The sequence below is a fragment of the Cedecea davisae genome (assembly GCF_044095835.1).
Classification (GTDB): Bacteria; Pseudomonadota; Gammaproteobacteria; order Enterobacterales; family Enterobacteriaceae; genus Cedecea; species Cedecea davisae.
This window is the reverse complement of sequence record NZ_CP172054.1, coordinates 854,698-881,252: the sequence shown is the minus strand read 5'-3', so window position 1 is coordinate 881,252 and position 26,555 is coordinate 854,698. Positions and strand designations below refer to the sequence as shown.

36 protein-coding genes are annotated in these 26,555 nt (G+C 54.7%); 28 read left to right on the top strand and 8 right to left on the bottom strand.

The features are described 5' to 3' along the window. The first annotated feature begins 2 nt into the window (after positions 1-2). From ACG1VR_RS04695 to ACG1VR_RS04590, 22 genes are all read left to right on the top strand, one after another. Positions 3-506: a head completion/stabilization protein gene (locus ACG1VR_RS04695; protein ID WP_395490332.1), complete on the top strand. Its 504-nt coding sequence runs from the start codon at positions 3-5 to the stop codon at positions 504-506. Then, entirely contained in the window at positions 506-709 is a 204-nt protein-coding gene (locus tag ACG1VR_RS04690; RefSeq protein ID WP_395490331.1) for a tail protein X, read from the top strand. Before ACG1VR_RS04695 ends, ACG1VR_RS04690 begins: the two co-directional genes overlap by 1 nt. Before the next feature lie 2 nt (positions 710-711). Continuing rightward, on the top strand, positions 712-1,008 hold the full coding sequence (locus ACG1VR_RS04685; RefSeq protein ID WP_216374166.1) for a phage holin family protein: 297 nt from the start codon (positions 712-714) through the stop codon (positions 1,006-1,008). Further along, the gene (locus ACG1VR_RS04680; RefSeq protein WP_216374167.1) at positions 995-1,492 is read left to right on the top strand and encodes a glycoside hydrolase family protein; all 498 of its coding nucleotides are present in this window, start codon (positions 995-997) and stop codon (positions 1,490-1,492) included. The genes ACG1VR_RS04685 and ACG1VR_RS04680 overlap by 14 nt, the downstream gene beginning before the upstream one ends. Beyond that, positions 1,489-1,914 (top strand): Rz-like lysis system protein LysB, encoded by a 426-nt coding sequence (lysB, locus tag ACG1VR_RS04675; protein WP_395490330.1) that lies wholly within the window; start codon positions 1,489-1,491, stop codon positions 1,912-1,914. Before ACG1VR_RS04680 ends, lysB begins: the two co-directional genes overlap by 4 nt. Then, complete coding sequence (gene lysC / locus ACG1VR_RS04670) at positions 1,805-2,047, top strand: Rz1-like lysis system protein LysC (protein ID WP_395490329.1); 243 nt, start codon at positions 1,805-1,807, stop codon at positions 2,045-2,047. The genes lysB and lysC overlap by 110 nt, the downstream gene beginning before the upstream one ends. Further along, on the top strand, positions 2,010-2,423 hold the full coding sequence (locus tag ACG1VR_RS04665) for a phage tail protein (RefSeq protein WP_395490328.1): 414 nt from the start codon (positions 2,010-2,012) through the stop codon (positions 2,421-2,423). Before lysC ends, ACG1VR_RS04665 begins: the two co-directional genes overlap by 38 nt. Then, a complete protein-coding gene (locus tag ACG1VR_RS04660; RefSeq protein WP_395490327.1) occupies positions 2,423-2,872 on the top strand; it encodes a phage virion morphogenesis protein in 450 nt (149 codons plus the stop codon). Before ACG1VR_RS04665 ends, ACG1VR_RS04660 begins: the two co-directional genes overlap by 1 nt. Positions 2,873-2,941: 69 nt before the next feature. After that, the gene (locus ACG1VR_RS04655) at positions 2,942-3,583 is read left to right on the top strand and encodes a phage baseplate assembly protein V (protein ID WP_395490326.1); all 642 of its coding nucleotides are present in this window, start codon (positions 2,942-2,944) and stop codon (positions 3,581-3,583) included. After that, positions 3,580-3,927 carry a GPW/gp25 family protein gene (locus tag ACG1VR_RS04650; RefSeq protein WP_395490325.1) on the top strand — a complete coding sequence of 116 codons (348 nt, stop codon included), beginning with the start codon at positions 3,580-3,582 and terminating at the stop codon, positions 3,925-3,927. The genes ACG1VR_RS04655 and ACG1VR_RS04650 overlap by 4 nt, the downstream gene beginning before the upstream one ends. A gap of 4 nt (positions 3,928-3,931) precedes the next feature. Beyond that, entirely contained in the window at positions 3,932-4,840 is a 909-nt protein-coding gene (locus tag ACG1VR_RS04645; RefSeq protein WP_395490324.1) for a baseplate assembly protein, read from the top strand. Next, the gene (locus tag ACG1VR_RS04640; protein WP_395490323.1) at positions 4,833-5,378 is read left to right on the top strand and encodes a phage tail protein I; all 546 of its coding nucleotides are present in this window, start codon (positions 4,833-4,835) and stop codon (positions 5,376-5,378) included. Before ACG1VR_RS04645 ends, ACG1VR_RS04640 begins: the two co-directional genes overlap by 8 nt. Further along, positions 5,375-7,165: a phage tail protein gene (locus ACG1VR_RS04635; RefSeq protein ID WP_395490322.1), complete on the top strand. Its 1,791-nt coding sequence runs from the start codon at positions 5,375-5,377 to the stop codon at positions 7,163-7,165. The genes ACG1VR_RS04640 and ACG1VR_RS04635 overlap by 4 nt, the downstream gene beginning before the upstream one ends. Positions 7,166-7,167: 2 nt before the next feature. Beyond that, entirely contained in the window at positions 7,168-7,680 is a 513-nt protein-coding gene (locus ACG1VR_RS04630) for a tail fiber assembly protein (RefSeq protein ID WP_395490321.1), read from the top strand. Between the two features lie 130 nt (positions 7,681-7,810). Next, entirely contained in the window at positions 7,811-8,998 is a 1,188-nt protein-coding gene (locus ACG1VR_RS04625; protein WP_395490320.1) for a phage tail sheath protein, read from the top strand. 12 nt (positions 8,999-9,010) lie between these two features. Continuing rightward, positions 9,011-9,529, top strand: coding sequence for a phage major tail tube protein (locus tag ACG1VR_RS04620; RefSeq protein ID WP_395490319.1), 519 nt, complete (start codon positions 9,011-9,013; stop codon positions 9,527-9,529). Between the two features lie 63 nt (positions 9,530-9,592). Continuing rightward, positions 9,593-9,901 carry a phage tail assembly protein gene (locus tag ACG1VR_RS04615; RefSeq protein WP_395490318.1) on the top strand — a complete coding sequence of 103 codons (309 nt, stop codon included), beginning with the start codon at positions 9,593-9,595 and terminating at the stop codon, positions 9,899-9,901. Between the two features lie 32 nt (positions 9,902-9,933). Continuing rightward, entirely contained in the window at positions 9,934-10,053 is a 120-nt protein-coding gene (locus ACG1VR_RS04610) for a GpE family phage tail protein (protein WP_216374371.1), read from the top strand. Further along, positions 10,046-12,523: a phage tail tape measure protein gene (locus ACG1VR_RS04605; protein ID WP_395490317.1), complete on the top strand. Its 2,478-nt coding sequence runs from the start codon at positions 10,046-10,048 to the stop codon at positions 12,521-12,523. The genes ACG1VR_RS04610 and ACG1VR_RS04605 overlap by 8 nt, the downstream gene beginning before the upstream one ends. A 12-nt stretch (positions 12,524-12,535) precedes the next feature. Further along, entirely contained in the window at positions 12,536-13,030 is a 495-nt protein-coding gene (locus tag ACG1VR_RS04600) for a phage tail protein (protein WP_395490316.1), read from the top strand. Beyond that, positions 13,030-14,205: a phage late control D family protein gene (locus tag ACG1VR_RS04595; protein ID WP_395490315.1), complete on the top strand. Its 1,176-nt coding sequence runs from the start codon at positions 13,030-13,032 to the stop codon at positions 14,203-14,205. Before ACG1VR_RS04600 ends, ACG1VR_RS04595 begins: the two co-directional genes overlap by 1 nt. 78 nt (positions 14,206-14,283) lie before the next feature. Then, the gene (locus ACG1VR_RS04590; RefSeq protein WP_216374182.1) at positions 14,284-14,502 is read left to right on the top strand and encodes a DNA-binding transcriptional regulator; all 219 of its coding nucleotides are present in this window, start codon (positions 14,284-14,286) and stop codon (positions 14,500-14,502) included. Positions 14,503-14,667: 165 nt separating this feature from the next. On the opposite strand, the gene rplS is transcribed toward ACG1VR_RS04590, so the two are convergent. The 5 genes from rplS to ffh all read right to left on the bottom strand — a co-directional run bounded on the left by rplS (position 14,668) and on the right by ffh (position 18,159). After that, positions 14,668-15,015, bottom strand: coding sequence for a 50S ribosomal protein L19 (rplS, locus tag ACG1VR_RS04585; RefSeq protein ID WP_008458168.1), 348 nt, complete (start codon positions 15,013-15,015; stop codon positions 14,668-14,670). 40 nt (positions 15,016-15,055) lie between these two features. After that, positions 15,056-15,823: a tRNA (guanosine(37)-N1)-methyltransferase TrmD gene (trmD, locus tag ACG1VR_RS04580; protein WP_279051239.1), complete on the bottom strand. Its 768-nt coding sequence runs from the start codon at positions 15,821-15,823 to the stop codon at positions 15,056-15,058. A gap of 46 nt (positions 15,824-15,869) precedes the next feature. Further along, the gene (gene rimM / locus ACG1VR_RS04575) at positions 15,870-16,418 is read right to left on the bottom strand and encodes a ribosome maturation factor RimM (protein WP_039898692.1); all 549 of its coding nucleotides are present in this window, start codon (positions 16,416-16,418) and stop codon (positions 15,870-15,872) included. Positions 16,419-16,436: 18 nt separating this feature from the next. Then, entirely contained in the window at positions 16,437-16,685 is a 249-nt protein-coding gene (rpsP, locus tag ACG1VR_RS04570; RefSeq protein ID WP_039899404.1) for a 30S ribosomal protein S16, read from the bottom strand. A 112-nt stretch (positions 16,686-16,797) separates the two neighbouring features. Beyond that, entirely contained in the window at positions 16,798-18,159 is a 1,362-nt protein-coding gene (gene ffh / locus ACG1VR_RS04565) for a signal recognition particle protein (RefSeq protein ID WP_016537887.1), read from the bottom strand. A 168-nt stretch (positions 18,160-18,327) separates the two neighbouring features. On the opposite strand from ffh, the gene ACG1VR_RS04560 reads away from it, so the two are divergent. Together ACG1VR_RS04560 and ACG1VR_RS04555 are read left to right on the top strand one after the other, a co-directional pair. After that, on the top strand, positions 18,328-19,116 hold the full coding sequence (locus ACG1VR_RS04560; protein WP_016537888.1) for an inner membrane protein YpjD: 789 nt from the start codon (positions 18,328-18,330) through the stop codon (positions 19,114-19,116). A 26-nt stretch (positions 19,117-19,142) separates the two neighbouring features. Beyond that, positions 19,143-20,429, top strand: a complete 1,287-nt coding sequence (locus tag ACG1VR_RS04555) for an HlyC/CorC family transporter (RefSeq protein ID WP_016537889.1) — start codon at positions 19,143-19,145, stop codon at positions 20,427-20,429. 48 nt (positions 20,430-20,477) lie between these two features. Here the strand turns inward: ACG1VR_RS04555 and grpE are convergent, their stop codons facing one another. Then, positions 20,478-21,056, bottom strand: a complete 579-nt coding sequence (gene grpE, locus ACG1VR_RS04550) for a nucleotide exchange factor GrpE (RefSeq protein ID WP_039898695.1) — start codon at positions 21,054-21,056, stop codon at positions 20,478-20,480. A 123-nt stretch (positions 21,057-21,179) separates the two neighbouring features. Between grpE and nadK the strand changes: the two genes are divergently transcribed. The 3 genes from nadK (at position 21,180) to bamE (ending at position 24,428) form a co-directional block, all read left to right on the top strand. Next, positions 21,180-22,058 (top strand): NAD(+) kinase, encoded by an 879-nt coding sequence (gene nadK / locus ACG1VR_RS04545; RefSeq protein WP_008458177.1) that lies wholly within the window; start codon positions 21,180-21,182, stop codon positions 22,056-22,058. A 143-nt stretch (positions 22,059-22,201) separates the two neighbouring features. After that, a complete protein-coding gene (gene recN / locus ACG1VR_RS04540; RefSeq protein ID WP_395490314.1) occupies positions 22,202-23,863 on the top strand; it encodes a DNA repair protein RecN in 1,662 nt (553 codons plus the stop codon). 220 nt (positions 23,864-24,083) lie between these two features. Beyond that, positions 24,084-24,428 (top strand): outer membrane protein assembly factor BamE, encoded by a 345-nt coding sequence (bamE, locus tag ACG1VR_RS04535; RefSeq protein WP_039898700.1) that lies wholly within the window; start codon positions 24,084-24,086, stop codon positions 24,426-24,428. A 55-nt stretch (positions 24,429-24,483) separates the two neighbouring features. On the opposite strand, the gene ACG1VR_RS04530 is transcribed toward bamE, so the two are convergent. After that, entirely contained in the window at positions 24,484-24,774 is a 291-nt protein-coding gene (locus ACG1VR_RS04530) for an RnfH family protein (protein ID WP_395490313.1), read from the bottom strand. Then, a complete protein-coding gene (locus ACG1VR_RS04525; protein WP_016537895.1) occupies positions 24,764-25,201 on the bottom strand; it encodes a type II toxin-antitoxin system RatA family toxin in 438 nt (145 codons plus the stop codon). The genes ACG1VR_RS04530 and ACG1VR_RS04525 overlap by 11 nt, the downstream gene beginning before the upstream one ends. Before the next feature lie 153 nt (positions 25,202-25,354). Between ACG1VR_RS04525 and smpB the strand changes: the two genes are divergently transcribed. Continuing rightward, positions 25,355-25,837, top strand: a complete 483-nt coding sequence (gene smpB, locus ACG1VR_RS04520; protein WP_016537896.1) for an SsrA-binding protein SmpB — start codon at positions 25,355-25,357, stop codon at positions 25,835-25,837. Positions 25,838-26,555 lie beyond the last annotated feature (718 nt).

Sequence of the window (26,555 nt, the reverse complement as noted above, 5' to 3'; positions counted from 1 at the left end):
TCATGACAGTGATTATCACTAAGCCGGAAGCGGCACCGGTCGAGCCTGGTGTGGTTATCCCCTCCCGACCGGTGCCGGAGGCCGTTATCACCAACACGGCGTTTTTCCCGGACATTGAGCCCGTGCGCATTCGTGAGCTGCTGCGCATCGAGAGCACCGTGAGCGCGCTGCGTTTGCGCGCCGCGATTATCGACGGCATGGCAGAAACCAACGCGGAATTAAGAGAGTACCGCGAGGAGCAAATCTTACTTGGTCGGGCGACGCTGGCCGACGTTCCCGCCGACAAAATCGACGGTGAGAGTGTGCGCTGTTTTTACTATTTGCAGGCCGTCAGCGCCATGACAACCGCAAAGCTTTATGAGGGTTATCGCGGTGTGGATGCGAGCGCAAAAGGTGACAAGAAAGCTGACAGCATCGAGAGCGTGATTGATGAAATGTGGCGGGATATGCGCTGGGCGATATCCCGTATTCAGGATAAGTCCCGCTGCATCATCGGGCAAATCTGATGAAGGTTTACGCGCAGCAGGGCGACACCCTCGACGCACTTTGCGCCCGGTATTACGGGCGCACTGAGGGGGTATTCGAGGCGGTACTCGTCGCTAATCCGGGGCTCGCCGAGCTCGGGGCAGTATTGCCGCACGGCACAGAAATTGAGCTGCCGGTCGCGGAGAGCGCCCCTGTAAAAGAAACTATCAACCTGTGGGATTAATTATGTCTGAGGGTGAAAAAAGCGTACTGACGCTGTTCGTGATGGGAATGATGATTGTTGTGGGTAAGGTGCTGGCTGGGGGTGAGCCCATCACGCCGCGCCTGTTCATCGGGCGCATGCTCCTGGGTGGCTTCGTCTCGATGGTGGCCGGTGTCGTACTGGTTCAGTTCCCGGATATGTCACTTCCGGCGGTATGTGGTGTGGGCTCAATGCTTGGCATTGCCGGTTATCAGGTCGTTGAAATTGCTATACAGCGCCGCTTTAAATCCAAAAAGGGGGAGCAGGATGCCGGTAATTAATACGCACCCAAACATCGCAGCATTCCTCGATATGCTGGCATATGCCGAGGGAACCGCCACCCATTCGCTGACGAAAAATCGCGGTTATGACGTGATTGTCACCGGCATGGATGGCAAGCCGGAGATTTTTACCGATTATCACGATCATCCGTTTGCCAGTGGCAGGCCAGCGAAAGTATTTAACCGGCGCGGAGAAAAATCTACGGCGTCCGGGCGTTATCAGCAGCTTTATTTATTCTGGCCGCACTACCAGCAGCAGCTCGGGTTGCCTGACTTTAGCCCTGCATCGCAGGACAAGCTCGCTATTCAGCTTATCCGTGAGCGTGGCGCGCTGGAGGATATTAAGCAGGGGCGAGTTGAGCGTGCTATTTCCCGCTGCCGTAATATCTGGGCGTCGTTGCCGGGTGCCGGTTACGGCCAGCGCGAGCACAACCTCGAATCCCTGGTTGCCGTATATCGCAAGGCTGGCGGGGTGATGGCATGAAAACGCTGATTGTACTTCTTGCCCTGGCCGTGCTCGGGCTGCTGTGGATGCGCCACGAAAACACCACGCTGACCCGCTCATTTGAGAAAGCAAACCGGGTAGCCGGTGAGCAGAAAACACAAAACATCATGCTGAAAAACCAGCTCAACGTTGCCGCCCGAATGACTGACCGCAATGAGCGGGCGCAGGTGGACTTGAGAAACAAACTGGCAACGGCTGAGGCACTGGCCGGGCGTAGAAGCAACACGATTACGAGGCTACTCAATGAAAATAAAACACTTCGCGAATGGTATGACACTGCTTTACCTGCTGATGTTATCCGGCTGTCAGAACGCCCCGCCTTTGATACCACAGCCGATTATTTACAATGGCTGTCCGAAAGTGTCGTTGTGCAAACTCCCGGCCAGTCAGCCCCGCATTAACGGCGATTTGCTCGCGGATAATCGCCAGCTCGAAAGCGCCTGGGTGAGCTGCGCCGCCCAGGTGGAAACGGTGAAAAACTGTCAGGATAATCTCGATGCACAAACAAGCCAGCCTGAAAAAAGTCCTCACTGAGGCAGTGCCTGGGGTGGCGACCAACCCCTCAATGATGCGCATTTTTGCCGATGAGGGGTCAATTGATGCCACCATTGCCGCTTCCCTGTCATTTGTGAAGCGATACACCCTCAATGTGATCGTGACCGATTACACCGGCGATATTGATTACATTCTGGTGCCTGTCCTGAAATGGGTGCGTACCCATCAGTCGGATATCATGACCACAACCGAGGGGCAAAAGCGCGGGTTCACCTGGTTCGCTGATATCAATAATGACAGCAGCATTGATATCAGCATCAGCCTGCGCCTGACCGAGCGCACCATAGTCCGGGAGACAGATGACGGCGCATTGCATGTGAGTTACGCACCTGAGCCGCAGGAGGAAGCCTGGTAATGGATGAGCTCAGGGCGTTTGATGACAAACTCGCCGCGCTGATTGCAAACCTGTCACCGGCTGGCCGCCGCAGGATGGCCGGGGAAATAGCCAAAAAGCTGCGCACCCGGCAGCAGCAGCGGATAAATACGCAGAAAGACCCCGACGGCAAGCCATATGCGGCACGAAAGCGCCAGCCGGTGAAGAGCAAGAAAGGCCGTATTAAACGGGAAATGTTCGCAAAGCTGCGCACCAATCGCTACATGAAAGCCACCGGCAGCGATGAGGCTGCGGCGGTGGAGTTTGCTGGCCGGGTGCAGCGCATGGCGCGTGTGCATCAGGAGGGGTTAAAGGACAAGCCCAATCCGGCGGCGCGTGAAATCCAGTACCCGGCGCGTCAACTTCTCGGCTTCAGTGCTGATGACCGCCAGCTCGTTGAGAGTGTGATAATCCATCACCTTTCTGAATAACCGTTGTACCAGCCCTGACAAAACCCCGCCCGATTGCCGCCGGATAGTCCCGGCGGCATCCTTTCCACTATGAATACTCTCGCAAATATCCAGGAACTGGCGCGCACGCTGCGCAACCTCATCCGTACCGGTGTCGTTGTTGAAGTCGACACGGAAACGGGGCGCTGCCGTGTCCAGACCGGCGGCAACGTAACCGACTGGCTCCAGTGGCTGGCATCGCGCGCAGGACGCTCCCGCACCTGGTGGGCTCCCTCGGTCGGCGAGCAGGTCATGATTCTGGCCGTCGGTGGTGAGCTCGATACGGCGTTTGTTCTGCCAGGCATTTATTCCGATGACCATCCCGCCCCCTCTGCCTCGGCTGATGCACTGCACATTACCTTTCCTGATGGCGCGGTGATTGAGTACGAGCCCGAAACCAGCACCCTGACCGTGCGCGGGATTAAAACCGCTGATATCACTGCGTCCGAATCACTGACCGCCTCTGTGCCGATTGTGACTATCAAAGCCGAAACCCGCGTCACGCTCGATACGCCGGAAGTGGTCTGCACCAATAAGCTGACGTGCGCCACGCTGGACGTGCAGAAAGGCGGGAAGATGGGCGGCAACATCGCGCATTCCGGCGGCTCGTTCACTTCCAACGGCGTGCAGGTTGATAAACACGATCACGGCGGCGTTAAGCGCGGCGGTGATATGACGGAGGGCATCCAATGACCGCCCGTTATCTCGGCATGAATCAGACCACCGGTCTGAGCGTCAGCGATGCGGAGCACATCCGGCAAAGCATCCGCGACATTCTTATCACGCCGGTCGGCTCGCGCGTGATGCGCCGCCAGTATGGCTCGCTATTGTCTGCCCTGACTGACCAGCCCCAGAACGACGCGCTGCGCCTGCAAATCATGGCTGCCTGCTATATGGCAATCCTGAAATGGGAGCCTCGCGTCAGGCTCACCGGCATCACCTTTGAGACCCGGTTTAACGGCGCAATGGTCGTTGATATTACCGGCGAATTTACCGACTCGGGCGCAAGCCTATCCCTTTCTATTCCTTTGAGCTGAGACCATGCCAACTATCGACCTGAGCCAGCTCCCTGCGCCTGAAATCGTTGAGGAGCTTGATTTTGAAACCATCCTTGCCGAGCGCAAAGCGACGTTAATCTCGCTTTACCCGGAAGAGCAGCAGGACGCTATTGCCCGGACGCTTGAGCTGGAGTCCGAGCCCATCGTCAAGCTGTTACAGGAGAACGCTTATCGCGAAGTGATTCTGCGCCAGCGTGTGAATGAGGCCGCCCGGGCGGTCATGCTGGCTTACGCGAACGGAGACGATCTCGATGTAATGGCAGCAAACAACAATACCGCGCGCCTGGTATTGAGCCCGGCAGACAACACCACCATTCCGCCGAAGCCTGCCGTGATGGAGTCCGACAGCGATTTGCGGTTGCGCGCACAACGGGCATTCGAGGGAATGAGCGTGGCCGGTCCGGTCGGGGCGTATGAGTATCATGGCCTCAGCGCTGACGGGCGGGTCGCCGATATCTCGGTCGAAAGCCCGTCACCGGCGTGCGTCACGATTACCGTGTTGTCGCGCGAGGGGAACGGCACCGCAGGGGCAGACCTGGTTGCGGTCGTGGAGAAAGCGCTGAACGGGGAGGACGTGCGCCCGGTGGCTGACCGTGTGACCGTGCAGGCTGCCGAGATTGTTCCCTACCAGATTGACGCCACACTTTACTTTTTCCCTGGTCCCGAAGCCGCCCCGATTAAGGCCGCCGCCGAGAAGCAAATTCGGCGCTATATCTCGGCGCAGCATCGACTCGGACGGGATATCCGGTTGTCGGCCATTTACGGCGCACTGCACGTTGAAGGGGTGCAGCGTGTCGAGCTGGCTTCTCCGCTGGCCGATATCGTACTCGCCCGTCATCAGGCTTCTTTCTGCACCGAATACTCGCTGAAAGACGGGGGCTCTGATGAATGATAACCGCCTGCTGCCGGTTGGCTCCTCGCCGCTGGAAGTGGCCGCCGCGCGCGCGCTGGCTGATATCAACAAGACACCGATACAGCTGCGCACGCTCTGGAACCCGGACACCTGCCCGGTAAGCCTGCTCCCGTATTTAGCCTGGGCATTTTCCGTTGACCGCTGGGATGAGGGCTGGACGGAAGCGGTAAAGCGGAATGTGGTGAGCGCGGCGTATTTCATCCACCGGCGCAAAGGCACTATCGGCGCTATCCGGCGCGTGGTCGAACCGTTGGGCTACATGATTAAGGTCACTGAATGGTGGGAGACAGACGACGAGCCCGGCACGTTCCGCCTGGATATTGGCGTACTGGAAAGCGGTATCACGGAGGAAATGTATCAGGAAATGGAGCGCCTTATCGCTGATGCCAAAGCTGCGAGCCGTCACCTGATTGGCCTGAACATCATTCAGGAAATCGCGGGTGATTTGTACGTCGGTGGCACGTATTACGACGGCGAGATTGTGACGGTTTACCCCGAAATGGAGCTACTGAAATGAGCCAAAAATTTAAAACTGTTCTTACCAATGCCGGGGTGCAAAAGCTGGCCGCCGGTTTGCCGCCTGACGGGAATAAAGTCATTTTTACCGAAATGGCGGTGGGTGACGGGGGTGGCGCGTTGCCCGAACCGAAACCGGAGCAAACCGCCCTGGTGCGTGAAGTATACCGCGAACTTATCAACACAATAACGCCGCATCCTAAGTATGCTAACTGCGTTGTGGCCGAGATGATTATCCCCCCGAACCGGGGTGGTTTCTGGATGCGTGAGCTTGGGCTCTATGACAGCGAGGGCTTGCTCATCGCAGTAGCCAACATGGCCGAGAGCTATAAGCCCCTGCTCGAAGAGGGCTCCGGGCGTGCGTCAACCGTACGAATGGTGATTGCGGTCAGCAATCTGGCCTCGGTCGAGTTGCAGATTGACAGCTCAACAGTGACGGCAACAAAAGATTACGTCGACGACGCGCTCGACAAACACGCTAAATCACGCAATCACCCCGACGCAACGCTGAAAGAAAAAGGCTTTGTGCAACTGAGTGGCGCGACCGACAGCGACAGCGAAGAACTGGCCGCCACGCCAAAAGCCGTAAAAGTAGCGGTGGACGCTGCTGCCGCCGCTGACAAAAACGCTGATTCGCGTCTGCTAACAATCAACAATCTTGAAGACGTGCCGGATAAAACAAAGGCACGGCGGGCGCTTGGTCTCAAATCTGCGGCGTTGCTTGATGCGCAGACGTCGAGAGACGATGTGACGCCAGGTAAAGCGATGTTGACGGGCAATGCTATTGCCGTGAGGAGCACCAGGGCGGCAGGGGAAAATGCCACCGCCGATGTTTTAGACGCTAACGATTTGCCGACAAATGCGGTGAGTTTTACTTATTCAAGCGCCAAAAATGCTCCAGGTTTTAGCGCCTCGGTACTTGGTTACTCTGGGCTTAGTGGAGGCTATGACGTCCAGCTTGCCGCAAGCTACGACACTCCGGGACTTGTGCGCCTGCGAACGCAAAATGGTGATGTTAAAAAATGGAGTAAATGGACGACTTTCTACACAACGGAGAATAAGCCCACTTCCGCAGATGTCGGCGCGGTTTCGGCTGCGGGCGGTAGCGTTGGTTATCTTGAGAACTCCGACCATTACGGCACAAAAGATGGTGCCTGGCCGGGCGCAGGCGGTTTCTGGGCGCAAATAGCCGACCGCCGCGCGCTGTTTTATTCAGCCGGGTATACGGCCGAAGGAAATGTATTTTTGCCGATGACAAAAGCCACGGTGCAAACGAAAAATCTGGGCTATATGGCATCAATTAGTTACGGCGCGCTTGTATCCGGTGGTGCAAATTTCCCGAGTGCATGCCTGCATATTCTCTGCGACCAGGGCAACAGCACATATAAAGACAGTACGTGGATATTTAACCCAAATGACGGGAAATTCAGTAGCCCAGGAGATGTTGTTTCCGGGAATAACACTGTGGCCACCGGTGGAGTGTTCGAATCAGGAGGGGCTGTGCGGGTTTACTCGCCCAACAACCCTCCTCCGCTCGATCTGTCATGGGTTGCCGGAACTTCATGGGTGTTTCAGTCGTTTGTTTCTGACGTAACGTTGGGTGCGCAAGGCTTTCATGGTCCTGCTGCAAATAACATCTCATGGACTTTTGGCGCTCCCCCCGGATGCGTGTTTACTGGCATTGCCGTCCAGGATACGGGGAGTAATTCAGCGGATAACATCGGCGGTGTTTATTACAAGCCCATTCTTGTTTCAAGAGGTGGAGCGTGGGTGCAAATCGGAGGGTAAATATGGAACTTAAAAACGTAAAACGCTACGTCCCGGAAGAACAGAAATTCGGCAAGGATGTGATGTATTACATTGATGAAAACGGTCTCGATTTTTACGACTCAGTAAATAAATTCACAAAGAAATATAAATGCTGTGTTGAGCCTGAGACCCGGATTGTGCGCTCAGTCTCTGAGAATGCATCTCATCTTTACCCGGTTGGGTTTGATATCGTTGAAACTGCGGCACTACCGGAGGGATTCGACATTCGCGGTGGCTGGATATTCGCCAGGGGGCGAATTGTCGCTCGCAAGGTCAGCGACGCTGAATTGATTTTTCAGGCTGAAAGCGAAAGGGAAAAGCGCCTTACCGATGCCTCGGTAGCAATCGCGACACTGGGCGATGCGGTCAAGCTGGGGATGGCGACCGATGAGGAGGCTGCTCGCCTGACTGAATGGATGAAATACCGGGTGCTGCTCAGTCGTATCGATGCGAAAAATGCACCGCAAATCACATGGCCGGAGCTCCCGGCCTGATAACTGCGCCCTCAACCGAGGGCGTTTTTCTTTTCCCGGTTGTGCTACCGACAGCAAAACCCTGACAGCTCGCCCCCTCCCGCCTCACATCAGAAAATAACACTCACCCAAACACCACGGAGTAAACCGGATGAGTGATTACCATCATGGCGTCCAGGTCGTCGAAGTTAACGACGGCACGCGCGTCATTTCCACCGTTTCAACGGCGATTGTCGGTATGGTCTGCACGGCCAGCGATGCCGACGAAAAAACATTCCCGCTCAATGAGCCGGTACTGATTACCAATGTGCAGAGCGCCATTGCGAAAGCCGGTAAAACAGGCACCCTTGCCGCTTCGTTGCAGGCTATCGCCGACCAGGCCAAACCGGTGATCGTTGTTGTACGTGTCGCCGAGGGAACTGGCGACGACGAAGAGGCCGCACGGGCTGAGACCATTTCCAACATCATCGGCACTACGGATGAGAACGGCAAATACACCGGACTAAAAGCACTGCTGACTGCCGAGGCGGTAACCGGCGTTAAGCCACGTATTCTCGGCGTGCCGGGGCTCGATACAAAGGAGGTGGCGGTCGAGCTGGCATCGGTCTGCAAGAAGCTCCGCGCATTCGGTTATATCAGCGCCTGGGGCTGCAAAACCATCTCAGACGTTATCAAGTACCGCGAGAATTTCAGCCAGCGTGAATTAATGCTTATCTGGCCGGATTTTATTGCCTGGGACACGGTTACCAGTGTCAGCGCCACGGCATACGCAACCGCACGCGCCCTCGGCCTGCGCGCTTACATCGACCAGGCCGTCGGTTGGCATAAAACCCTGTCAAACGTTGGCGTTCAGGGCGTGACCGGCATCAGCGCGTCTGTGTTCTGGGATTTGCAGGAATCCGGCACCGATGCCGACCTGCTGAATGAGGCCGGGATTACCACGTTAATCCGCAAAGACGGATTTCGTTTCTGGGGTAACCGCTGCTGCTCTGATGACCCATTATTCCTCTTCGAGAACTACACCCGCACCGCGCAGGTCATCGCCGATACGATGGCCGAGGGGCATATGTGGGCGGTGGATAAGCCCGTCACGCCGACGCTAATCAAAGACATTATTGAGGGCATCAACGCCAAATTCCGCGAGATGGCTACGGCGGGTTACATCGTCGGCGCAACCTGCTGGTTTGACGAAAGCGCCAACGATAAAGAAAGCCTGAAAGGCGGCAAGCTTATCCTCGATTACGACTTTACACCGGTGCCGCCGCTCGAAAACCTGACCCTGCGCCAGCGCATTACCGACAAATATCTCGTTAACCTGGTCTCAGCGGTCAACAGCTAAGGAGCCGACTAAATGGCAATGCCCCGCACGTTAAAAATGATGAATGTTTTCATCAACGGTTTCAGCTACCTCGGCGTTATCAGCGCCGTAACGCTGCCGAAGCTGACCCGAAAGCTGGAGATGTATCGCGGCGCCGGGATGAATGGCGCCGCCCCGATGGATTTTGGACTCGACGACGATGCGCTCTCGATGGAGCTCACATTCGGCGGTTTCCCGGATGAGGCTATCTGGTCGCTGTACGGCGCGGTTGGTGCCGGTGAGCCGCTGCGCTATGCGGGCTCATATCAGCGTGACGATACCGGCGAAACGGTGCCGGTCGAAGTCGTGACCCGTTTCAAAATTAAAGAGATGGACACCGGCGAGAACAAGCAGGGCGAGAAAACCGAGGGGAAACTGCCGGTTATCTGCACTTACTTCAAGCTCACCATCAACGGGAAAGAAGTCGTTGAGATTGACGTACTGAACGCCATCGAAAAGGTGAACGGCGTCGACCGACTGGAACAGCATCGCCGCAATATCGGCCTGGTTTAACCCCTTTACCGGCGGGTAACAGTGCTCGCCGGTTTACCCCACTTTGACGAAAAAGAGAACGTTATGACTAAAGCAGCCAAAGCCGCCGCAGCGGCAAAAAATACCGACAATATTGTCACCCTGGAAAACCCGATTAAACGTGGTGAACAGGTCATTGCATCCATCACGCTGATTAAACCCAATACCGGCACATTGCGCGGCGTATCGCTGGCTGATGTGGCTAACTCGGACGTTAACGCGCTGATTAAAGTGCTGCCGCGCATGACCTATCCGAACCTGACCGAGCAGGAGGTCGCGGCGCTGGAGTTGCCGGATATGGTTGCCCTGGCCGGAAAGGTGATTGGTTTTTTGGCACCGAGTTCGGCGGTTTAAATTTCCCTGAGAAATTCTCGGTAGACGACCTTATCGCGGATATTGCGGTCATTTTCCATTGGCCGCCCTCCGAGCTTTACCCGATGAGCGTGACCGAGCTCCTTTCATGGCGCGAAAAAGCGCTCCAGCGAAGCGGAAACACGAATGAGTAATAACGTTAAGTTGCAGGTTTTACTCAAAGCAGTTGACCAGGCGACCCGCCCGCTTAAATCCATCCAGACAGCGAGTAAATCGCTGTCCGGGGATATCCGGGATTCTCAAAAATCACTGCGCGAGCTAAACGGCCAGGCCTCAAAAATTGAGGGCTTCCGCAAGGCCAGCGCACAGCTGGCGGTCACCGGTCAGGCTCTGAAACAGGCAAAGCAGGAAGCGGCCGCGCTGGCGGTGCAGTTCAAAAACACCGAACAGCCTACCCTCGCGCAATCGCGCGCAATGGAGGCCGCGCGCCGAAGCGCCTCCGAGCTCCAGCTCAAACACAACAGCCTCCGGCAATCGGTGCAGCGCCAGCGGCAGGAGCTGGCTCAGGCCGGGATAAATACCCGTACCCTGGCGAATGATGAGCGTCGCCTCAAAACCTCCATTGGTGAGACAACCGCCCAGCTCAACCGACAGCGTGAAGCACTGGCGCGAGTCAGTGCGCAGCAGGCAAAACTGAGCGCCGCGAAAAAACGTTACGAATCAGGAAAAGAGTTATCGGCCAGCGTCAGGAACGCCGGGGCGGTCGGGGCAGGCGTTGCAACCTCCGGGCTTTATGGTGCCGCGCGCTTTATTGCGCCGGGCATTGGCTTTGATAAACAAATGTCAGGCACGCAGGCCATTCTCGGGCAGGACAAAGATGATGAAAAGCTAGCGCTTATCCGCAAACAGGCGCGTGATATTGGTGCGACAACGGCATTTTCACCGGGTGACGTAGCGCGCACCCAGACCACGCTCGCCCGCTCAGGCTATAAAGCTGATGACGTGCTCGCCGCCACGGGCTCAACGGTCAACCTGAGCCTGGCCGCCGATGTCGATATTGCCGAAGCGGCCGACATCATCACCAATATGCAGTCGGCCTTTAACCTCAGTACGACGGAAATTACCCGTGTCGCCGACGTAATGACTAAGGGATTTACCTCATCCAACACCGGGCTGGTTGAGCTCGGCGAAGCGATGAAATACGTTGCCCCAATTGCAGAAGCTGCCGGAGCCAGCATTGAAGATACGACGGCCATGCTCGGCATTCTGGCGGATAACGGCATCAAGGGCTCGATGGCAGGGACAAGTGCCAGTGCCATTTTCAACCGTTTGCAGGCTCCCGTCGGAAAGGCAACATCCGCGCTCAGCGAGCTCGGCGTCAAAACCCGCGACAACAAAGGGAACATGCTGCCGGTCGAGAAAATACTCAAACCAATCAACAGCTCCTTTATAAAAAATAAATTTGGTACGGCAGATAAAGGCGAATACCTGAAAGTTATCTTCGGCGAGGAGGCGATGAAGGGTGCAATTAAACTTGTGGCCGCCGCCGGAAATGGATCACTCGACAACAAGCGCGCAGAGATTAAAAACTCCGGCGGCACTACCGAGCGTATAGCCAAAATCCAGACAGATAACCTTGATGGCGATTTAAAAAACCTCGCATCAGCCTGGGAAGATTTACAGATTGAGGTGTTTGAGAAGCAGGACTCTGCGCTGCGTCGCCTGACCGTAGCTGCCAATGACTGGCTGACTAAGGTCGGAGCCTGGACAAAAGCCAACCCGGAACTGACTAAAACCCTGTTTACTATCACAACCGGCGCGTTGGCACTGATTGGCGTGATTGGGGCTATCGGCCTGGTTGCCTGGCCGGTGATTGCCGGTATCAATGCCATCATTGCCGCCGTCAGCGTGATGGGAACCATTTTCACGGTGGCCGGGGGCGCAATCATGACCATTCTCGGGGCGATCACCTGGCCGGTAGTGGCCGTGGTGGCGGCTATTGTCGCCGGGGCGCTGCTTATCCGTAAATATTGGGAGCCCATCAGTGCTTTCTTTGGTGGGGTGATGGAGGGGCTCAAAGCGGCATTTGCTCCGGTTGCCGAGCTGTTCGAGCCGCTAAAGCCGGTATTCGACTGGCTGGGTGAGAAATTACAGGCCGCGTGGCAGTGGTTCAAAAACCTTGTTGCGCCGGTGAAATCAACTCAGGAAACGCTCGACTCCTGCAAAAGCGCCGGGGTGATGTTCGGTGAGGCACTGGCTAACGCGCTGCTGGCACCGCTCAACGCTTTTAAACTGCTGAAAGATGGAATCACCTGGGTGCTGGAAAAGCTCGGTGTGATTAACAAAGAGTCGGGAGAAATCAACAAGACGGCGGGAGACCTCGCAACCGGCGGGGCGAATGTGCCAGGTAGCAGCGGGAATTATTCGGTGGCGACCGGTGGTGCAAATATCCCCCTGCCGGGCAGCGGCCAGCCAGCATACCAGCCTGTTACCGCGCCTGGTGGCCGCTCATATACCGACAACAGCCGAAGCGAATACAACATCACTTTGCAGGGCGGCGGCATGCCGGGGCATGACCTAGACCGTCAGATGCGCGACGCGGTAGAAAAGATAGAACGTGAAAAACGTGCGCGCCAGCGCTCAAACATGCAGACGGACGGCTAAGGAGGAATAACAATGATGCTCGCACTCGGTCTTTTTGTGTTTATGCGCCAGACCCTGCCGTACCAGTCAATGCAGCATGAAACGAGCTGGCGCTGGCCGTCAAACAGCCGGGTCGGCCAGCGACCCGCTTTTCAGTTTCTCGGCGTGGATGAAGAAAAGATAACGCTGAACGGTACGCTTTACCCGGAGTTGACCGGCGGCAGACTCTCGCTGCTGGCCGTGCAACTGATGGCCGAAGAAGGTAAAGCCTGGTCGCTGATTGAGGGAACCGGCAACATTTACGGGATGTTTGTCATTAACTCAGTGCGCAAAACAAATACCGAATTTTTCAGCGACGGCACCGCGAGGAAAATCGACTTTACGCTCGAGCTCACGCGCGTTGATGAGTCACTCGCGAGCATGTTTGGTGATATCGGAAAACAGGCCGAAAGCCTGGTCGGAAAGGCCGGGGAAATGACCGGAGATATGGCTTCAAAACTAAAAAACACTGTGGGGGGATTATTCTGATGCTGAATACTATTTTATCCGATGCCGGGGCAACGGCCACGCCCGCCTTTATGCTGCGTCTGGAAAATAACGATATCACGCAGAATATCAGTAAACGGCTTATCAGCCTGACAATGACAGATAATCGCGGTTTCGAGGCTGACCAGCTCGATATTGAGCTCGACGACAGCGACGGCCTGATTGAGCTCCCGTTGCGCGGTGCCGTGCTGGCGCTGTTTCTCGGCTGGAAAGGTGAGGCGCTTATTGGTAAGGGGCAGTTTACGGTCGATGAGATTGAACACCGGGGCGCGCCGGATGAGGTGACTATTCGGGCGCGTAGTGCAGATTTTCGCGGCTCGCTTAACTCACGTCGGGAGACTTCATATCACGACACCACACTCGGGGAGATTGTGGCGACCATCGCCGAGCGCAACAAGCTGAAACCAGCAGTCGCTTATGAGTTGCAGGATATTAAAATTCCACATATCGACCAGGCGCAGGAGTCCGACGCTAAATTCCTGACCCGGCTTGCCGAGCGTAACGGTGCGGAGATTATGGTCAAAGCCGGCCGACTGCTGATGCTCAAAGCCGGGAGTGGAACCACAGCCAGCGGTAAAGCTATCCCGGCAATCACCATTAAGCGCAGCTCCGGCGACCGGCATAGCTTTGCCATCGCTGACCGGGGGGCATACACCGGCGTTACGGCCAAATGGTTACATACCAAAGACCCGAAACCGGAAAAGCAAAAACAGGCGGTGAAGGTTAAGCGCAAACCTAAAGAGCGGCATCTGCGCGCACTGGAGCATCCGAAAGCAAAGCCGGTGAGCAAGGCAAAAGAGAAAAAGGTAAAAGAGCAGGAGGCGCGAGAGGGGGAATACATGACCGGCACTGAGGATAATGTACTCGCCCTGACGACCATCTACGCGACAAAGGCGCAGGCCATACGCGCCGCCCAGGCGAAGTGGGATAAGTTGCAGCGCGGAGTTGCGGAATTTTCCATCTCGCTGGCTGTAGGTCGGGCAGACATTTACCCGGAAACCCCGGCAAGCGTATCGGGCTTTAAGCGCGTCATAGACGAGCAGGACTGGACAATCACGAAGGTAACACACTCTCTCAACAATAACGGCTACACGACGGGTTTAGAGCTTGAGGTGAAGTTAAAAGACGTTGATTACGAGGCTGAGAGCCGAAGCTAAAAAAGCAAACAATAACTTGCAAATGTAAGTTTCGAGTTTATTATCCACTTCATATCAGCGCGAGGGGGAATAAACAAAATGATGCACTGCCCGTTATGCCAGGACTCAGCTCACGCAAGATCGAGTCGTTATCTGAGCCGTGAGACAAAAGAAAGATACCATCAATGCCAAAACCTGAATTGTGGATGCACGTTCGTGACCCATGAATCGCTCGCTAGATACATAGTGAAACCTGGCGAAGTTAACCCCGCCCCACCCCACCCAACCAGAACCGGCCAACAGATTCTATGGATGTGAGAAAAGACCTGCGAAAGCAGGTTTTTTTATATCTGAGGAATGGACGTGCGTGGACATAAAGATAACTCACATGGGCATTATGTGGACACAGAAAAATAAAAAGGGGCTGACATATCGCCAACCCCTTGTTTCACTTTAACTTTTTGGATGTCGCCTAAGCGAATCTTAGTTAAGACGCTCTTTGATACGAGCAGACTTACCGGTACGCTCACGCAGGTAGTACAGTTTAGCTTTACGAACGGCACCACGACGTTTAACGGTAATGCTGTCGATTACCGGGGAGTGAGTCTGGAATACGCGCTCAACACCTTCGCCGTTGGAAATTTTACGAACAGTGAATGCAGAGTGCAGACCGCGGTTACGGATAGCGATAACCACGCCCTCAAATGCCTGCAGACGTTTTTTAGAACCTTCAACGACCCATACTTTCACTTCCACGGAGTCGCCCGGACGGAAGGAAGGTACATCCTGTTTCATCTGTTCTTGTTCAAGTTGCTTAATAATGTTGCTCATAATTTAATCTCTTATCCTGGGTAAACTGATATTCGGGGGCTTACGCCTTCCCATCATGTTTATGTTGCTGCTGTTTATGTTCCCGCTGGAACTCAGCCAGCAACCTTACTTGCTCTTCAGTCAGAGCCAGGTTTTCCAGAAGTTCAGGTCTTCTAAGCCAGGTACGGCCCAGCGACTGTTTCAGGCGCCAACGGCGAATCTCCGCATGGTTCCCCGACAGCAATACCGCCGGTACTTCCATGCCGTCCAGCACTTCAGGACGGGTGTAGTGAGGGCAGTCCAGCAACCCTTCGGCAAACGAATCTTCGCTTGCCGATGCTTCATGCCCCAGCACGCCCGGAATAAACCGGGATACCGAGTCAATCAGCGTCATCGCTGGTAGCTCACCGCCGCTGAGAACGTAATCGCCGATTGACCATTCTTCGTCAATTTCGGTTTGGATAACGCGCTCATCGATCCCTTCGTAACGGCCGCAAACCAGAATTAGCTTCTCGTTTGTTGCCAGTTCACTGACGCCCGCTTGATCAAGCTTGCGCCCCTGAGGTGAAAGATAGATAACCTTAGCACCTTCCCCTGCCGCCGCTTTCGCTGCGTGGATGGCTTCCCGCAAAGGATTCACCATCATGAGCATTCCCGGTCCGCCGCCGTAAGGACGGTCGTCCACGGTACGGTGTCGGTCATAAGTGAAGTCACGAGGACTCCAGCTCTGAATGCTCAGCAGGCCATTTTTTACTGCCCGGCCAGTTACCCCGTAATCGGTAATTGCGCGGAACATCTCAGGAAACAGGCTAACTACACCAATAAACACAAGCCAATCCCCATTACGCTAGCTATTACCGTATGATTCCGGAGGTTTAAAAACCAGGATCCCAATCTACTTCAATGGTTTGAGTAGCGAGATCGACTTTCTTGATAACCTGCCCATCGAGGAACGGAACCAGCCGCTCCTTGATGCCAAATGCATCCTTCAGGTTTGCCTTGATGACGAGAACGTCATTAGAGCCGGTTTCCATCATGTCGATGACTTTACCGAGCTGATACCCCTGAGTCGTCACTACCTGGCAGCCCATCAGGTCTTTCCAGTAGTAGTCACCCGCTTCAAGAGCCGGCAGTTGCGTTGAATCCACGACAATTTCACAATTGGTCAGCAGGTTCGCGGCATCCCGATCGTCAACGCCTTGCAGCTTGATGATCAGATCCTGATTGTGGTGCTTCCAGCCTTCCAGCTGTACTTGCTGCCACTGACCGCCGCGCTGGATAAACCAGGGCTGGTAGTCAAAAATGCTTTCGGCGTCTTCGGTGGAGGAAAACACTCTGAGCCAACCACGAATACCGTAGGAGGAGCCCATCTTGCCCAATACAATTGGGTTAACAGGTGCCTGTGCGGCGAGTTGCTTGCTCATCATGACCACCGTGACAGATTAAGCTGCTTTCTTTGCTTCTTTGATCAGCGTAGCTACGCGATCAGAAACGGTTGCGCCCAGGCCAACCCAATGTGCTACGCGATCCAGATCCAGGCGAACGCCTTCTTCTTTCTCGTTAGCGATAGGGTTGAAGAAACCAACGCGCTCAATGAAGCGACCGTTACGTGCATTACGGCTATCAGTAACGACAACCTGGTAGAACGGACGCTTTTTAGCGCCGTGACGTGCTAAACGAATAGTTACCATAACATCCTCTTTAGTGAATAAAACACCCGGCCCCATCGAGGGACGGAGCCAGGTGTCATATTAAAAGCCCGAAAATTTTACTCATTTCGGCGTAAAAAGCAATCGAAATAGCTTATCGCCCTGGGAAACCTGGCGGCATCATGCCTTTCATGCCGCGCATCATTTTCGCCATGCCGCCTTTCTTCATTTTCTTCATCATGCGCTGCATGTCGTCGAACTGCTTCAGCAGGCGGTTAACGTCCTGCACCTGCATACCGGAACCCTGCGCGATACGGCGCTTGCGGGAACCTTTAATTATTTCCGGCTGGGCGCGCTCTTTCAGAGTCATGGAGTTAATAATGGCCTCCATACGCACCAGCACTTTGTCATCCATCTGGGACTTCACGTTATCCGGCAGTTGGCCCATGCCCGGAAGCTTGCTCATCATGCTCGCCATGCCGCCCATGTTTTTCATCTGCTTGAGCTGCTCGAGGAAGTCGTTCAGATCGAAACCGTCGCCCTTCTTCAGCTTGCTGGCGAGTTTCTCCGCCTGCGCGCGGTCAACCTTGCTTTCGATATCTTCGATAAGCGACAGCACGTCGCCCATGCCCAGAATACGGGAGGCAATACGGTCCGGGTGGAACGGCTCAAGCGCCTCGGTTTTTTCACCCACGCCGAGGAATTTAATTGGCTTACCGGTGATATGGCGAATCGACAGAGCCGCACCGCCGCGGGCGTCGCCGTCCACTTTGGTCAGCACCACGCCGGTCAGCGGCAGCGCTTCGTTGAACGCCTTCGCGGTATTCGCCGCATCCTGGCCGGTCATGGCATCGACAACAAACAGCGTCTCTACCGGCTTAATCGCGGCGTGAACCTGTTTGATTTCGTCCATCATCGCTTCGTCTACGTGCAGACGACCGGCGGTATCCACCAGCAGCACGTCATAGAACTTCAGCTTCGCCTCTTTCAGCGCCGCGTTAACGATATCGAGAGGTTTTTGCTGAGCGTCGGACGGGAAGAAGTCTACTTCAACCTGCTGCGCCAGCGTTTCCAGCTGTTTAATCGCCGCCGGGCGATAAACGTCGGCGGAAACTACAAGCACTTTTTTCTTCTGCTTCTCGCGCAGGAACTTACCCAGCTTAGCGACGCTGGTAGTTTTACCAGCACCCTGCAGGCCCGCCATCAGCACTACGGCCGGAGGCTGTGCCGCAAGGTTCAGGGCGCTGTTTTCTTCGCCCATCGCCGCAACCAGCTCGGCGCGAACGATTTTGACGAATTCCTGGCCCGGGGTCAGACTTTTGTTGACCTCATGACCTACCGCTTTCTCTTTCACGCGGTTGATAAAATCGCGCACGACCGGCAGCGCAACGTCCGCCTCCAGCAGCGCCATGCGCACTTCGCGCAGCGTTTCTTTAACGTTTTCTTCGGTTAGCCGCCCACGGCCGCTAATATTGCGCAGGGTACGCGACAGACGGTCTGTTAAATTATCAAACATGGTATTTTGCCTAACGTGGTAACTGGGGCCGCAGCTTGCGACACAAAACTGAATTTGGCGGATTATATCATGAAGCCGCCTCGGGTGTGATCCAACGGTTGGAGCAGGCGGCAGGTAACGTTATACTGATTTTTTTCTTCCCTGGCCAATTTGACCGACACCTTAAATATGCCCGTTTTCGCCATTCTTGCGCTTGTTGCTTACTCCGTCAGCCTGGGGCTGATCATTCCCGGTCTTCTGCGGAAGAACAGCGGGTGGCGTCGTTTTGCCATTTTATCAGCGGCGATTGCGCTTATCTGCCACGCGCTGGCGCTGGAAGCTCGCTTCTTCTCCGTCGACGGCGGGCAAAACCTCAGCCTGCTTAACGTCGGCTCGCTGGTCAGCCTGATGATTTGTACCGTGATGACCATCGTTGCGTCCCGCAACCGCGGCTGGCTACTGTTACCTATTGTTTACGCCTTTGCCCTGATAAATCTGGCGCTGGCCACCTTTATGCCGAACGAATTCATCACCCACCTGGAAGCGACGCCGGGCATGATGGTGCATATCGGCCTGTCGCTGTTCTCCTACGCTACGCTAATTATTGCGGCGCTTTACGCCCTGCAGCTGGCCTGGATTGATTACCAGTTAAAAAACAAAAAGCTGGCCTTCAGCGCCGAAATGCCGCCGCTGATGGTTATCGAACGTAAGATGTTCCACATCACCCAGGTCGGCGTTGTGCTGCTGACCCTGACGCTGTGTACCGGCCTGTTTTACATGAAAAACCTGTTCAGCATGGAGAACGTCGACAAGGCGGTATTGTCTATCCTCGCCTGGTTCGTCTACGTCATTCTGCTGTGGGGGCACTATCATGAAGGGTGGCGCGGCCGTCGCGTTGTATGGTTCAACGTTGCCGGGGCGGGTATTTTAACCCTCGCCTATTTTGGCAGCCGCGTGCTGCAACAGTTCGTTAGCTAATTTATTCTTTTTAAAGGAAACCACTTTTGGAACACATTTCAACCACCACGCTGATCGTGACGCTGATCATCATGGTGGTGGTGTCCGCGTACTTCTCCGGCTCTGAAACCGGCATGATGACGTTAAACCGCTATCGCCTGCGCCATCTGGCCAAGCAGGGAAACCGTGCGGCAAGGCGCGTCGAAAAACTGCTGCGCAAGCCGGACCGCCTGATAAGCCTGGTGTTGATTGGCAATAACCTGGTCAATATTCTTGCTTCCGCCCTCGCCACTATCGTCGGCATTCGCCTTTACGGAAATGCGGGTGTCGCCATTGCCACCGGCGTACTGACCTTTGTTGTGCTGGTCTTTGCCGAAGTGCTGCCGAAAACCATCGCCGCACTCTATCCGGAAAAGGTCGCTTACCCCAGCAGCCTGCTGCTCGGCCCGCTGCAAATCCTGATGATGCCGCTGGTGTGGCTGCTGAACACCATTACCCGCCTGCTGATGCGCATGGTCGGCATTAAAGTCGACCATATTATCAGCACCGCGCTGAGTAAAGACGAGCTGCGCACCATCGTGCATGAATCCCGCTCACAAATGTCCAGGCGTAATCAGGACATGCTGCTCTCGGTGCTTGATCTCGAAAAAGTCAGCGTCGACGACATCATGGTGCCGCGTAACGAAATCGTCGGGATCAATATTAACGACGACTGGAAAGCTATCGTTCGCCAGCTTACCCACTCCCCGCACGGGCGCATTGTGCTCTACCGCGACACGCTGGACGACGCCATCGGCATGCTGCGCCTGCGCGAAGCTTACCGCCTGATGACCGAGAAAAAAGAGTTCACCAAAGAGGTGATGCTGCGCGCCGCCGATGAAATTTACTTTGTTCCGGAAGGCACGCCGCTCAACATTCAGCTGGTGAAGTTCCAGAGGAATAAGAAGAAAGTGGGCCTGGTGGTGGATGAATATGGCGATATTCAGGGCCTGGTGACGGTCGAAGATATTCTTGAAGAAATTGTGGGCGACTTCACAACGTCAATGTCGCCGACGCTGGCCGAAGAGGTCACGCCGCAAAACGATGGGTCGGTGATTATCGAGGGCAGCGCAAACGTGCGTGAGCTCAATAAAGCGTTCAACTGGACGCTGCCGGAAGACGATGCGCGCACGGTCAACGGCATGCTGCTGGAAGAGATTCAGGAGATCCCGGCTATCGGAACCCGTATACGCCTCGGGCAATACGACATCGACATTCTCGACGTGCAGGACAATATGATTAAGCAGGTCCGCGTGACGCCCGTTAAGCCGCTGCGCCAGAGCGTGGAGCAGTAGAGACAAAAAAGCCAGCCGCAGGGCTGGCTTTTGTTATTTGCGTGGCTATCAGGCTTTTGCTACTGAAACCATCGCGGCGCGGATAGTACGGCCATTCAGGGTGTAACCCTTCTGCATCACCATCAGCACATGATTCGGCGCAACGTCAGCAGACTCGACCATGGCGATAGCCTGGTGAACGTCCGGGTTAAACGGCACGTTAGTCTCGCCAACCACTTCAACACCAAACTTACGCACCACGTCGAGCATAGATTTCTGGGTCAGTTCGATGCCTTCAATCATCGGCGCTAAATCCGGATTAGCTTTATCGGCAACTTCCAGAGCGCGGTCCAGGCTGTCGATAACCGGCAACAGTTCGTTCACGAATTTCTCCAGTGCGAACTTGTGTGCCTTCTCAACATCCTGCTCGGTACGGCGACGCAGGTTTGCCAGTTCCGCCTGATGGCGCGGCTCGGCTTCACGTTCGCGCTGTTTTAATTCGGCCAGTTGAGCCTGCAAATTAGCAATCTGTTCGTCGCGCGGATCCACGACATCGGCACCTTCTACGGCCTCGACTTCATCGTGCTGGTCCATTGCAATATCTTCCGGGGCTTGCTCGCCAGGTGTTTTCTGTTCTTTACTACTCATGAAATTCTCCGCGTTTTTAGCATTCATCTCGCTGGTTCGCTTATTATGGGGATCAGTTTCAGGGTTTCAAGGGAACCTGTCATATTGTCACAGGAACGTCTGCGAATAAGGACCACCAGGATAATGAACAAACATTTCAACTGCATCGGTATTGTCGGGCACCCGCGTCACCCCACCGCCCTGACCACGCATGAAATGCTGTATCGCTGGCTGTGCGCCAAAGGCTATGAAGTGATGGTGGAACAGCAAATTGCGCAGGAACTTAACCTCAAGCAGGTGAAAACCGGCACGCTGGCGGAGATTGGCCAGCAGGCGGATTTAGCCGTGGTTGTGGGCGGGGATGGCAATATGCTGGGCGCGGCTCGCGTTCTGGCGCGCTACGACATAAAAGTTATCGGCATTAACCGTGGCAACTTAGGTTTCCTCACCGATCTCGACCCGGACAATGCTCAGCAGCAGCTGGCCGACGTGCTTGAAGGCCATTACATTACGGAACGCCGTTTTCTGCTGGAGGCTCAGGTATGCCAGCACGATACGCCGACGCGCCTCAGCACCGCCATTAACGAAGTGGTGCTGCACCCCGGTAAAGTCGCGCATATGATTGAGTTTGAAGTGTATATCGACGAAATATTTGCCTTCTCCCAGCGATCGGACGGGCTGATTATCTCCACGCCTACCGGCTCAACCGCCTACTCGCTTTCTGCCGGAGGCCCGATTCTGACGCCTTCCCTGGATGCGATAACCCTGGTGCCAATGTTCCCGCACACCCTTTCGGCACGCCCGCTGGTGATCAACAGCAGCAGCACCATCCGCCTGCGCTTTTCCCATATGCGTAGCGACCTTGAAATCAGCTGCGACAGCCAGATTGCGCTGCCTATTCAGGAAGGGGAAGACGTGCTTATCCGCCGGTGCGACTACCACCTCAACCTGATACACCCGAAAGATTACAGCTATTTCAATACATTAAGCTCAAAACTCGGCTGGTCAAAAAAATTATTCTAAAAAAGCCTCAGGCCACTTTACTGTATATAAAACCAGTTTATACTGTATGAAAACACAGTAACCAAATCGGACTCTAAATAATTCAGGTTGCAGCCAATACCTCTGCAACCTGGAGTATGCCGGGTACATACAGGAAGGTGGCTATGCTTGCCCAACTCACCATCAGTAACTTCGCTATCGTTCGTGAACTCGAAATCGACTTTCATCACGGTATGACGGCCATCACCGGGGAAACCGGTGCCGGTAAATCTATTGCTATAGATGCCCTGGGGCTGTGCCTCGGCGGCCGCGCGGAAGCCGATATGGTGCGTCAGGGAGCAAATCGCGCGGATCTCTGCGCCCGCTTTTCCCTGAAAGACACGCCGGCCGCCCTGCGCTGGCTGGAAGAAAACCAGCTTGAAGACGGCCGAGAGTGCCTGCTGCGCCGCGTCATCAGCAGCGATGGCCGCTCCCGCGGCTTTATCAACGGCACGGCGGTTCCGCTTTCTCAGCTGCGCGATCTCGGCCAGTTACTTATCCAGATCCACGGCCAGCACGCCCACCAGCTGTTACTCAAGCCCGAACACCAAAAAACCCTGCTTGATGGCTATGCGGGTGAGCACTCACTGGGTCAGCAGATGGCGGAGCGCTACCGTGAATGGCACCAGAGCTGCCGGTCTCTGGCTCAGCATCAGCAGCTTGCCCAGGAGCGCTCGGCAAAAGCCGAGCTGCTGCAATATCAGCTGAAAGAGCTTAACGAATTTGCGCCGGTAGCCGGTGAGTTTGAATTAATCGACGAAGAGTACAAGCGGCTAGCCAACAGCGGCCAGCTGCTTTCCACCAGCCAGCAGGCGCTGGACGTCCTTGCCGATGGCGAAGAGTGCAATCTGCAAAGCCAGCTGCATACCGTGCGCCATTTAATGGGGGAGCTGGTGGGAATGGACGATAAGCTATCCGGCGTGCTGGGGATGCTGGAAGAAGCGGCGATTCAACTTTCCGAGGCCAGCGATGAACTGCGCCACTACTGCGACCGGCTGGATCTTGACCCCAACCGCCTGCATGAGCTTGAGCAGCGCATTTCCCGGCAAATATCCCTTGCGCGCAAGCACCACATTTCCCCGGAAGAGCTGCCGATGTTTCACCAGAAACTGCTGGACGAACAGCAGCTGCTGGATGAGCAAACCGGCTCGCTGGAGGAAATGTTGCAGGCCGTCGCCCGGCATCATCAGCAGGCACTGACCATCGCCACGGCGCTGCACCAGAGCCGGGTAAAACACGCCGAAGAGCTGTGCCAGCTGATTACCGAAAGCATGCACTCTCTGTCTATGCCGCACGGCAAACTTGCCATCGAAGTCGAATTTAACGAAAACCACCTAACCGCTGAAGGCGCAGACCGCATTGATTTTCGCGTCAGCACTAACCCGGGACAGCCGCTGCAGCCGCTGGCGAAAGTGGCCTCCGGCGGGGAACTGTCGCGTATTGCGCTGGCTATTCAGGTCATTACGGCACGTAAGATGGAAACACCGGCGCTAATTTTTGATGAAGTAGACGTCGGCATCAGCGGCCCAACCGCTGCGGTGGTGGGCAAACTGCTGCGCCAGTTGGGTGAATCGACTCAGGTGATGTGCGTAACCCACCTGCCTCAGGTTGCAGGCTGCGGCCATCATCACTTCTTCGTCAGCAAAGAGACCGACGGTGAAATGACGGAAACCCATATGCAGCCGCTGGACAAACGCGCCCGCCTGCAAGAACTGGCGCGCCTGCTGGGCGGCAGTGAAGTCACCCGCAATACGCTGGCAAACGCCAAAGAGTTGCTGGCGGCATAAATCCTTCGCGGTGCACGGATTTTTTTCACGCCGTGCATCGCATAAAAAACAGTCACTCATCGGCTAATTGGCCATTCTGTTATATTTTCAGCCAACTTTTTTACGCTCCCACGGTCTGAGTTGAGCGCCTTAAGGTTTTAAACTGCTTAAAGGTCTATTATCATCGGCATTATACGAATAAGCCACGCACTACTCGGGCCCGAAAAGGAATCAAATCACTATGCGTTGTAAAATGCTGACTGCTGCCGCAGCGGTTCTTCTGATGTTGACCGCAGGCTGTTCCACTCTGGAGCGAGTGGTTTACCGCCCTGACATCAACCAGGGTAACTACCTGGCACCGAATGACATCTCCAAACTCCGCGTCGGTATGACACAACAGCAGGTTGCCTACACTCTCGGCACCCCGATGATGAGCGATCCGTTTGGCACCAACACCTGGTTCTACGTCTTCCGCCAGCAGCCGGGCCACGAAAACGTGACTCAACAAACGCTGACCCTGACGTTTAACAGCAGCGGCGTACTGACCAATATCGACAACAAGCCTGCCCTGACCAAAGGGGAATAAGGCTGTCGGGATGGACAAAAAGAAAGGTGCTTTTCAGCACCTTTCTTTTTTTGTGTTATTTCTGCGCCGAACGCTCGGCACGCTGCCGCCTCAGCTCTTTAGGGTCAGCAATTAAAGGGCGATAAATTTCCACTCTGTCACCGTCCTGCACAGCGTCACCGAGCTTCACGGGACGGCTGTAGATGCCCACTTTATTCTTCCGCAGGTCGATATCATCCCGCAGCTCCAGCAGACCGGAAGCGACGATCGCCTGTTCAACGGTGCTGCCTTCCTCGAGCTTTACCTTGCGCAAGTATTGCTTCTGGGGCAAAGCGTAAATCACCTCGACCTGAATCTCACGCGACACGATAGACCTCTTTGGCGCGGGTAGTGAATGCCTGAACCATGCTCCCGGCCAGCTCTTTAAAGATGCGGCCGAAGGCCAGCTCAATCAGCTTATTGGTAAACTCAAAATCGAGCTGGAACTCAATGCGGCAGGCATCTTCGCTAAGCGGAGTAAACTTCCAGCCGCCCATCAGAGATTTAAACGGGCCGTCCACCAGCTGCATCAAAATGCTCTGGTTATCGGTGAGAATATTACGGGTGGTGAAGGTTTTGCTGATCCCGGCTTTTGAAACATCTACCGCCGCCGTCATCTGATTGGCCGAAGCATCAATCACCCGGCTGCCGGTGCAGCCCGGTAAAAATTCCGGATAGGACTTTACGTCATTCACTAACTGATACATCTGCTCGGCGCTGTAAGGCACCAGGGCAGTACGGCTGATCTGCGGCATAGCAATTCCTGGGAGTCATAAAACGGACAAATAATAACATTTATCACCGCGCAAAGAAAAACTCTCTACCGCTCATGCTAAGATAAGCGCTTCTCCCTCGCGTAGGATGCGGGGTGTCTTTGAACTCCTGGAATAAGTATACTGAGCAGCACTATGACTAAGAAAAAAGCACACAAACCAGGCTCAGCCACCATTGCGCTAAACAAGCGCGCCCGCCATGAATACTTTATCGAAGATGAGATTGAAGCGGGTCTTGCGCTACAGGGCTGGGAAGTAAAATCACTGCGCGCCGGGAAAGCAAACATTGGCGATAGCTATGTCATTTTTAAAGATGGTGAAGCCTACTTGTTCGGCGCCAACTTTACCCCGCTGGCCGTGGCCTCCAGCCACGTCGTTTGCGACCCAACCCGTACCCGTAAACTGCTGCTGAACCAGCGCGAGCTGGATAACCTCTACGGCAGCGTTAGCCGCGACGGTTACACCATTGTGGCTTTATCGCTGTACTGGAAGAACGCCTGGTGCAAGGTAAAAATTGGCCTTGCCAAAGGTAAGAAGCAGCACGACAAGCGTACCGACGTGAAGGATCGCGAGTGGGCGCTGGATAAGGCACGAATTATGAAACACGCGGGCCGTTAAGCGCCAAACAATAATTTATCCGCCTGTGGCTCTTCTTCGGGAGAGCCATCATAAAAAAACATCCACGCTTTTTTATTTATCAGCTAATATGGTGTTCCGCCAAAAGTCACTTCAGCCTTAATTAAGCAGCACTAAAGGATATATGTTAATTTCTCCACATTCATTACGCGAAAAGATAAAAACCGCCTTCATCTGATATATAATATTTCTTTATTATTCCAGCCGATTATTCCTGCCGCTCTCACAAAATCAAAAATACATTCTGTTAATTTTTCACTACGCGCAGAGATCCTGCCAGCCTTAACGCCTCATCAACCCTTCTCCACACAGGGTTTTAGTCACTATTCATCTCTGCAAAAAACAGCCAACCGCTTCTATAGCATCAATAAAAACATATTAAAATCAATTATATTAACAAGCCGTCAACTTCCAGGAAGACAAAGGGTTTACCTGTATTGTCCGGGTGAGTCATAAAATTTCACTGGTACTTAAGAACTACTTACATTGGGTTAAATATGGCTTAAGTTGCGCATTCATTTTTTCCTGTCTATATCATCAATAGCCCCTTATCAATAAACGACGAGTATACGAGCCTGAGAATTAACTAATTTTCGATTCCGCAACGGAAACACCGTTACTTATTAATAATCACTGCCATCAATTTTTGATGAAAGGTCCCCTTTCGCCTGCTTTCAGCGCGAAGGAACCCGCTTACTTA